Annotated in this window: 7 protein-coding genes; 3 read left to right on the top strand and 4 right to left on the bottom strand. The window is 72.7% G+C overall.

Annotated features, from left to right (window positions below):
- The first annotated feature begins 535 nt into the window (after window positions 1–535).
- Window positions 536–1507, top strand: a complete 972-nt coding sequence (locus ACWF9Z_RS16215) for an acyl-ACP desaturase (protein WP_453602607.1) — start codon at window positions 536–538, stop codon at window positions 1505–1507.
- A 257-nt stretch (window positions 1508–1764) separates the two neighbouring features.
- Here ACWF9Z_RS16215 and ACWF9Z_RS16210 read toward each other — a convergent pair whose 3' ends face one another.
- Both ACWF9Z_RS16210 and ligD read right to left on the bottom strand, forming a co-directional pair.
- Window positions 1765–2016 (bottom strand): WhiB family transcriptional regulator, encoded by a 252-nt coding sequence (locus ACWF9Z_RS16210; protein ID WP_453602605.1) that lies wholly within the window; start codon window positions 2014–2016, stop codon window positions 1765–1767.
- Between the two features lie 389 nt (window positions 2017–2405).
- Window positions 2406–3425, bottom strand: coding sequence for a non-homologous end-joining DNA ligase (gene ligD / locus ACWF9Z_RS16205; RefSeq protein ID WP_453602603.1), 1020 nt, complete (start codon window positions 3423–3425; stop codon window positions 2406–2408).
- 75 nt (window positions 3426–3500) lie between these two features.
- On the opposite strand from ligD, the gene ACWF9Z_RS16200 reads away from it, so the two are divergent.
- On the top strand, window positions 3501–4571 hold the full coding sequence (locus tag ACWF9Z_RS16200) for an ATP-dependent DNA ligase (protein ID WP_453602601.1): 1071 nt from the start codon (window positions 3501–3503) through the stop codon (window positions 4569–4571).
- Between the two features lie 117 nt (window positions 4572–4688).
- Here the strand turns inward: ACWF9Z_RS16200 and ACWF9Z_RS16195 are convergent, their stop codons facing one another.
- Window positions 4689–6158 carry an NAD(P)-binding protein gene (locus ACWF9Z_RS16195; RefSeq protein ID WP_453602599.1) on the bottom strand — a complete coding sequence of 490 codons (1470 nt, stop codon included), beginning with the start codon at window positions 6156–6158 and terminating at the stop codon, window positions 4689–4691.
- 116 nt (window positions 6159–6274) lie between these two features.
- On the opposite strand from ACWF9Z_RS16195, the gene ACWF9Z_RS16190 reads away from it, so the two are divergent.
- Window positions 6275–6850: a nucleotide triphosphate diphosphatase NUDT15 gene (locus ACWF9Z_RS16190; RefSeq protein ID WP_453602597.1), complete on the top strand. Its 576-nt coding sequence runs from the start codon at window positions 6275–6277 to the stop codon at window positions 6848–6850.
- A 129-nt stretch (window positions 6851–6979) separates the two neighbouring features.
- Here ACWF9Z_RS16190 and ACWF9Z_RS16185 read toward each other — a convergent pair whose 3' ends face one another.
- Window positions 6980–7636, bottom strand: a complete 657-nt coding sequence (locus tag ACWF9Z_RS16185) for a GOLPH3/VPS74 family protein (RefSeq protein ID WP_453602595.1) — start codon at window positions 7634–7636, stop codon at window positions 6980–6982.
- Window positions 7637–7694: the final 58 nt, after the last annotated feature.

Raw genomic sequence — 7694 nt, 5'->3', positions numbered from 1 at the left:
ACTCCCCCCCCCGCCCCACACCCCCGATCCTTCCGGGTTGGGGGGGGTGGGTGTTGTGTTTAAGCGCCCGGTCCGGCGGCCGGTCGACCGCTCTCCCTGTCGGATCCGACGGGGAGAGCGGTCGACCACAGGCGCTCGACGGCGGAATCCACGGCCGCACCCGCGACCGCGCCGTCGGCGGCCCGCGTCGCACGGAACGAAACCCGTGGGAGCGAAAGCGCGAACCGTTTCGCCTCGGGCTCGACACCCGGGGGAGGGCCGACGGCGCCACGACGAAATCCGGGGCGTGCGTCACCGACCCGGTCGACGCCCTCCACGCACGCGTTTCCGCCGTCAAGGCGGGAGCGGGCGGACCACCTGTCGGCATGACTTTAGCCCCTTCGGGGCACTCTAGAAGGCTCTCAAACTGCACAGATAACGTGACGTAACCGGACAGATGTCCCTGTGGGGCTTGGCTGGTCTTGATGTCAGGCTTAACCTACGACTCCGTAGGCTACGGAACCGTAGGTATTTCGCTTTGCACTCAGGAGCACCCGTGACGATCACTTCTTCCCACCTCGGCAGCTCTGAGGCGTGGACAGACGCCAAGCTGCTGTTCGCGCTGGAAGAGGTGGTCGAGAAGGAACTCAACCGCCATCTGAAGGTCACCAAGGACTGGATGCCCCACGAGTACGTCCCGTGGAGCGACGGCCGCAACTTCCCCGGCTTCTTCGAGGACGGCGAAGCCTGGGACCCGGCGCAGTCCAAGGTCACCGACATCGGCAAGATCGCGCTCGTGGTGAACCTGCTGACCGAGGACAACCTCCCCAGCTACCACCACGAGATCGCCTCGCTTTTCGGCCGCAACGGTGCGTGGGGCACCTGGGTGCACCGCTGGACCGCCGAGGAGGGCCGCCACGGCATCGTGATGCGCGACTACCTCCTGGCCTCGCGCGCCGTGGACCCCGACAAGCTGGAAGCATTCCGGATGCAGCACATGTCGGAGGGTTTCGAGTCCGACAACCGCCACTCGATGCTCCACTCCGTGGCGTACGTGGCCTTCCAGGAGCTCGCGACCCGCATCTCGCACCGCAACACCGGCCACCAGTCCGGTGACCCGGTCTGCGACCGCATGCTCGCCCGCATCGCGCAGGACGAGAACCTGCACATGGTCTTCTACCGCAACCTCCTCGGCGCGGCCTTCGAGCTCGCCCCGGACCTGACGATGCAGGCCGTTCGGGACGTCGTGGTCGGCTTCCGGATGCCCGGACACGGTATGCCCGGCTTCGAGCGGATGGCGGCGCAGATGGCGATCGGCGGGGTCTACAACCTGCGGATCCACCACGACGACGTGCTGAGCCCCGTGATCCGCTTCCTGAAGATCATGGAGATCGACGGTCTCGGCCCGCAGGGCCAGAAGGCCCAGGAGGAGCTCGGGCTGTTCATGAACGGTCTGGACGCCGAGGCCCGCAAGTTCGACGAGCGCCTGGCCGCCCGTGCGGCGCGCATCGCCGCCCGCACCGCCTGACCCGTCCGCGGACCGGCACCGACCGGTGTCCGCTCACTCGTCCGAGTGACGACGAAACCCTGGCAGAGCCGCGCTCTGCCAGGGTTTCGCGTCTCCCGGCCACGGCCCGGCTCCGGGACGGTCGGTCGCCGTCCAGAACCGCGCGAAGTCGCTCCGCTCCGCGGGGTCGCGATCGTGCGGCAGGGCGGAAGGGGCCAAGGGGTCGGGATCGTGCGGCGGGGCCGAAGGGGTCCCGGGGCCCCGGGGTCGCGTGGGGGTCAGGGGCGGCCGGTGCGCAGGGCTTGGCGTTCGGCTTCGGAGAGGCCGCCCCAGACGCCGAAGCGCTCGTCGTTGGCCAGGGCGAACTCGAGGCAGGCCACCCGCCCCTCGCACGCCCCGCACAGCCGCTTCGCCTCGCGCAGTGAGGAGCCGGGCTCCGGGAAGAAGAAGCCCGGTCCCGTCTGGGCGCAGAGGGCGAGTTCGTACCAGGCGGGGGCGGCTGCGGCGGTGGCGGTGGTGTTCATCGACATGCGCCAGAGCCTCGCCGCCCGCGATGGACGTCCTATCAACGACTGATCAACATCCGTTCACGGCCGGCGGTCCGGACACCGACGCCCTCGCCACCGCCCCGAACCGCTCCCGTACGGATCGTCCGGCTCCACGCACCGGCCGACGCCCGCGAGGAGGCGCGCCACGATCTCGTACGTGTGCCCCTCCTGCTCGGGCAGCTCCACAGCTGGGCGACGGCATCGCCAGGGCAGTCGGGCAGGGTGGCGTCGGCGCCGACCGGGGCGTCGTCCGGCCACTTCACGGTGCGGGGCGGTGGCCGCCCTTCCGTACGGGGGACATGAGCATGCGACCGATCATGCCATGGTGACGACGGCGCGTCCGCGCCGTTTCCGGCCCCGTGCGGCGACCGTCAGTCCTCGTGCTTCGCGCGGCTCGGCTGTACGCGCTTGGGCTCGCCCGGCATCTTCGGATAGTCCGGGGGGTACGGCATGTCGCCGAGGCCGTGGTCCTGTTCGTGGCGGTCGGCCAGCTCCAGCGCGGCGTCCAGTTCGAAGGCGTGCTCGTCCATGTCCGCGTGCAGATCGCCCAGTTCCGCGAAGCGCGCCGGCATCGTCACGATGTCGAAGTCGCGGGGCTCCGCCGTGTCCAGCTCGTCCCAGCGCAGCGGCGCCGAGACGGGGGCGTGGGGGTGCGGGCGGACGGAGTAGGCCGAGGCGATGGTGCGGTCGCGCGCCGTCTGGTTGTAGTCGACGAAGATCCGCTCGCCGCGCTCCTCCTTCCACCACGCGGTGGTGACCTTCCCCGGCATCCGGCGCTCCAGGTCGCGGCCGATCGCGATGGCGCACCTGCGGACCTCCGTGAAGGTCCAGCGCGGTGCGATCGGCACGAAGACGTGCAGGCCCCGGCCGCCCGAGGTCTTGGGCCAGCCGCGCAGTCCCAGTTCCTCCAGCAGGACGCGCAGTTCGTGGGCCACCGCCACCGCGTGGTGGTAGTCGGTGCCCGGCTGCGGGTCCAGGTCGATGCGCAGTTCGTCGGGGCGGTCGGTGTCCTCCCGGCGCACCGGCCAGGGATGGAAGGTGAGACACCCCAGGTTGGCGGCCCACAGGACGGCGGCCGGCTCGGTCGGGCAGATCTCGTCGGCGCTGCGTCCGCTCGGGAAGGCGATGTGGGCGGTGGGGATCCAGTCCGGCAGGTTCTTCGGGGCCCGCTTCTGGAAGAAGGACTCGCCCTCCACCCCCTCCGGGTACCGCTCCAGGGTCGTGGGCCGGTTGCGCAGGGCGCGGGTGATGCCGTCCGCGACCGCGAGGTAGTAGGCGGCCACGTCACCCTTGGTGAGGCCTCGCTCGGGGAAGTACACCTTGTCCGGGCTGGACAGCCGAACCGTCCGGCCGCCCGCCTCCAGCTCGATCGCATTGCCCGCAGCACCCATGCCCGCCACGGTAGGCGGGCCCGGCCGGGCCCGCACACCGAGCACGTCCCGGCGTACCGCCGCAGAATCGGATGCATGGACCTGCCGGTGATGCCGCCCGTGAAGCCGATGCTCGCGAAGTCCGTGGCCAAGATCCCCCCAGGCATGCAGTACGAGGCCAAGTGGGACGGCTTCCGCGCGATCGTCCACCGCGACGGGGACGAGATCGAGATCGGCAGCCGCACCGGCAAGAGCCTGACCCGGTACTTTCCCGAACTGGTGGAGGCGCTGAAGGCAAATCTGCCCGACCGCTGCGTGGTCGACGGCGAGATCGTCCTGATCCACGGCGGACGGCTCGATTTCGACCGGCTGAGCGAGCGGATCCATCCGGCCGCCTCCCGGGTGAAGATGCTCGCCGAGACGACGCCGGCCGCCTTCGTCGCCTTCGATCTGCTCGCGCTCGGCGACGAGGCCTTCCTCGACACCCCGCTCGCCGCTCGCCGTACCGCCCTGACCCGCGCGTTCTCCACTGCTCGGCCCCCCGTGCATCTCGCGCCCGCGACCACCGACCCCGCTCTCGCGCAGGAGTGGTTCGAGCGCTTCGAGGGCGCCGGGCTCGACGGGGTCGTCGCGAAACCCCTCGACCTCCCCTACCGGCCCGATGCCCGCCTCATGTTCAAGATCAAGCACGAGCGTACGGCCGACGCCGTCATCGCGGGATTCCGTTTCCACAAGAGCGGTCCGATTGTCGGATCGCTCCTCCTGGGGCTGCACGACGCCCACGGCACCCTCCAGCACGTGGGCGTCTGCGCCGCCTTCCCCATGAAGCGCCGCGCCGAGCTGATCACCGAGCTCGAACCCCTCCGGATGCCCTCCCCCGAGGGCCACCCGTGGGCCGCCTGGGCGGAGGAGGCCGCCCACGAGAGTGCCCGGCTGCCCGGGGCGCAGAGCCGGTGGACCGGAAAGAAGGACCTGTCCTGGGTGCCGCTGCGCCCCGAGTGGGTCTGCGAGGTGGCCTACGACCACATGGAGGGCGACCGCTTCCGGCACACGGCGCAGTTCCGCCGCATGCGGACCGACCGGGCGCCCGAGAGCTGTACGTACGCCCAGCTGGAGGAGGTCGTCGGCTACGACCTCGCCGACGTCCTCGGACCCACCGCCGGCTGACGCAGACGCAGACGCTGACCCGGCCCCGGCCCCGACACCGGCCAGGCCAGGCCAGGCCAGGCCCAGGCCCCGGCCGCCCGCTCAGCCCGCTCAGCCCGCTCAGCCCGCTCAGCCCGCTCAGCCCGCCGTCAGCTTCTCCCAGTCCGCGCGGCTCGGGCCGGCCTCGTGCGGCGCGTAGTCGGGGCGGGCCGACAGCCACCGGGCCACCCGCGCCCTGATCTCCGGATCCGCGTACGCCCGCTCCGGCGGATCGGCCAGGTGGCGGACCCTGGCCCGCGCTCGCATCACCTCCGGGTCCTCGAGCGCGCAGTCGAACAGCGCGGCCACCTCCCGGGCCGTCCCCGTCCGCCCGGCCCGCGCCGCGAACCGCTCCCCGATGGCCCCGTCCGCGACGACCTGGAAGTCGAACCACGGCTTGAGGGTGCGCACCGCCCACGCGTGGTGGTCGGCCGCGAACCGCGCCGATCCCGGCTCCCGGTGTGCCGTACGGGCCACCCTGAGCGCGGCCCAGAGCGTCAGCGAAGTGCCCTGCCCGAGTGTCGGGTTGGTGTGGGTGATGGCATCGCCGACGGGCACGAACCCGGCCACCACCGGCCCCCGATGGTCGACGAGCGCACTCCAGCGGTTGTCCAGACCGCCCGTGGCCAGGACCCCCGACAGGGGCTCGGCGCCCAGGCCCAGCCAGGCAGCGCCGGGCGGGAACGCGCGCGCGGCGGCCTCGAAGACGTCGGGGTCGCGCAGCGCGGAGCGCGTGCCGTCCCCGGTGTGCACGAACAGCGTCACGGCGAACACCCGGTTGTCGGCCGGGAAGACCGCGCAGCCGGCAAAGCTGCCGCCGGTCACCGCCCAGGGCCGGCGCGGCCCCTCCTCGCGTCCTTCCGGCAGCCGGTACCAGCGGCAGAAGTAGGCGAGCCCGGTACGGTGCCGCTCCACGGTGCCGGGCCGGCAGCCGACGGCCGCCAGCCACCGCTCGGCGCCGCCGCGCCGCCCGCCCGCGTCCACGACGAGGTCCCCTCGGTACGCGCCCGCCTCGGTGGTCACCCCCGTCACCCGCACCGGCGCCTCCGCGCCACCGGCAGACCCGCCACCGGCGACCCCCGCACCGGTCGCCCGGCCGCCCGCGAGCCGGCCGCCGCCCATCCGGCCGTCGGCCGCGATCAGACCGACCACCGGCTCCCCGTGCCGCGCGACCACCCTCGGCTCGCCCCGCACGGCCGTGGCCAGCGCGCTCTCCAGCACGATGCGCCGCGCCTGGAGCATCACCAGGTCCTCGTCACCGGGCCGCGCGGGCGGACGTTCGTCGAACCAGTCCAGCTCGTGCCGCTCCCGTGCCCCCAGCCGGAGCATTTCCGCGTGGACGTCGGGCAGTTCCTCGCGCAGCACGTTGCGCGCGGCGCCGAGCAGCGCGTGCGGCTGGTTCGCCTGCGGCACGGTCGGCCGCCGCCAGCCGAAGAAGTCCCGGTCGAGTGCCGTGCCGGGGGCCCGTGCGTCGCGTTCGAAGACCTCGGCGGTGTGTCCTCTGCGCGCCGCGAGCAGTGCGGTCGCCAGCCCCCCGACTCCCCCACCGATGATCAGCAGATGTGCCATTGCGCCCCCTGAGCCGGTGAACCGTACGACGATCAGACCGCCGGAAGCCTGCGCGGGCGGAGCCTGACCGAAACCCGCACAGTTGTCCTATCCAGCCGCACCCCGGGAGGACGCCCATGAGCACGCAACCCCCTGCACGGCCCGACGCCACCGAACAGACCGAGCCGGCCGAGCCGGCCGAGCCAACCGAACCGACCGACCGGGCCGAGCCGGCCGACCGGACCGCGCACCCCGCACGCTCCGTCCCGCGGCCCAACGCCGTCGTCGGGGTCGGCCTGGTCGTGGTCGGCCAGGACGGCCGGGTGCTGCTCGGCCGGGCGCACGACGGCTACTGGGAGTTGCCGGGCGGCAAGGTCGACCCCGAGGAGGGCTTCGAGCAGGCCGCCGCCCGCGAGCTGGCCGAGGAGACGGGCCTGCGCGTCGCGCCCGGGGAGATCAGGATCCTGTCCGTGCAGCTCAGCACCCGGCCCGGTCTGACCCGGCTCACGGCGGCGGCCGTGACCACCTCGGCCGAGGGCACCCCGACGGTCACCGAACCGGACAAGATCGCTCACTGGGACTGGTTCGGCCCGGCCGAGCTGCCCACGGACCTCTACGCCCCCTCGGTGGCGGTCCTGCGCGCCTGGCGCCCCGAGCTGGCGGCGGCACTGCCGCACACACCCACGTACGACTACCCGACGGATACCCGCTGACTCCGCCCACTCGGCCGACCCCACCGCTCCGCCGGCCCTCGCCCCGTCGCCGCCCGCCCGACCGCCCCGCTCACACCGTGCACCTCACACCGGGACCCCTCGCACCGGACCCGCCCACACCGGGCCCGCTCAGACCGCCGCGACCGTCACCACCGTGACCGCCGCCATCGCGATCTGCATGTCGCGGATCGCCGCGCGGACGCTCTCGGCCGCCCACTGCCCCTCGGCCAGCTCCGCCATGCGCGCGGAGGTCTCCTTGCGCGGGCGGTCGGGGAAGACCAGCGCGTGCAGTTTCGCGGAATGGATCAGCGCGACGAGGCCGGCCGTCCGCTCGTCCGGCTCGACGCCCTCGAGCACGACGGACGCGAGGCGCTCGCGCAGGGCGCGCTCGACCTCGCCGTCGATCTCCGGGTGGCGGCGCACCGGGAAGATGCCGAGCGCCTTGTGCCGCTCCTCCCCGACCACACCGCGCTCGGCCAGCCGGGCCACCGCCGCGGCCATGACCCTGGACTGGTCCTTGGTCAGCCAGTCGGTCACGCGGCGCATGTTCTTGCCGCGCAGCCAGGCACTCATCAACTCGATCCGTCCGTCGAGCAGTTCCTCACCGGTGGGCGAGGTGTCGACCAGGTGCAGGTACTTGCCCGACACCGACACCCGCTTCAGCATGACCAGTTCGAGCAGGACCGCACCCGCCACGGCCCAGCCCGCCGACTGCCGCCGCTTGAGCGCCCCGGACTCGTCGTCCAGCGACAGCAGCGTGATCTCCTCCGCCAGCGTGAGCCTCATCCCCGGACCCTCCCCGTTGATCGTCTGCCTTCCCCCGTTCAGACGCCCGTGACGGACC

The sequence above is a fragment of the Streptomyces sp. NPDC054961 genome (genome assembly GCF_053609145.1).
This window is presented reverse-complemented; position numbering and strand designations above follow the sequence as displayed.